Annotated in this window: 1 protein-coding gene; it reads left to right on the plus strand. The window is 40.1% G+C overall.

Annotated elements, in window-relative coordinates:
* Positions 1–170: 170 nt before the first annotated feature.
* Positions 171–793: MATE family efflux transporter (locus tag ACFIL8_RS11520; protein ID WP_375689912.1), on the plus strand; the 623-nt coding region annotated here is incomplete at its 3' end.

The raw sequence follows: 793 nt of genomic DNA on the forward strand, positions 1-793 counted from the left end.
GCATTGCGCTTCTTTTTTAAGAACTGGGCATCTCCTCTTACCTTAATGCGTTCTCATTATGCATCCTTTACACAAGACTTGTGATGGAAAGACTTTACGGAAAAAATCAATGTGTTTTGTTTAAAAGATCCGAGCTTAATATGCCCTTCAATATGGAAGGGTATTTCACAATGTTTGTTGTGATGAAGCAATTGCTCTCTCTTGGCATGCCACTGGCTGTTGGGTTTATCTCTCAGATGATGATTTCCTTCACAGATGCAGCGCTTGTAGCGCATTTAGGCGTGCAAGTCTTGAGTGGTACAATGTTAGCTCTGAGTATATTTAGTTTTGTTATGTTGTTTGGGCTAGGTATTATTACCGCGGTTGCACCAAAACTTGCGGAAAGTTTTCGTAGACAAGATAGATATGCATTGAAGGCATGGTTTGATCAAGGAATATGGCTTTCCCTTGTGATTGGAATGATGAGTGCGATCATTTTACTCAACACGAGAAATATTTTGTGTTTTCTCGGCCAAGATGGGACAATTGCCAATATAGCGCAGGAATATAATAGTGGTGCTGCTATAGGGGTGGTGTTTTTTTATCTTTATGTGAATAGCCGGGGATTACTGTCAGCAATTGGTAATCCAAAGCCGTTAACCTGGGTTATGCTTGCGGCTATCCTTGTGAATTTTCTTATCTCTTGGCCGCTTATTTTTGGTATAGGTTCTGTAAGCGGATTAGGTGTCTTTGGTGCAGGAATTGCGAGCAGTTTGATCCGTATTTTAATTGTTATTGCAGCAGCAATAATTTT

Source organism: Bartonella sp. AP57NXGY, assembly GCF_042195805.1.
In the GTDB taxonomy this organism is placed as follows: Bacteria; Pseudomonadota; Alphaproteobacteria; order Rhizobiales; family Rhizobiaceae; genus Bartonella.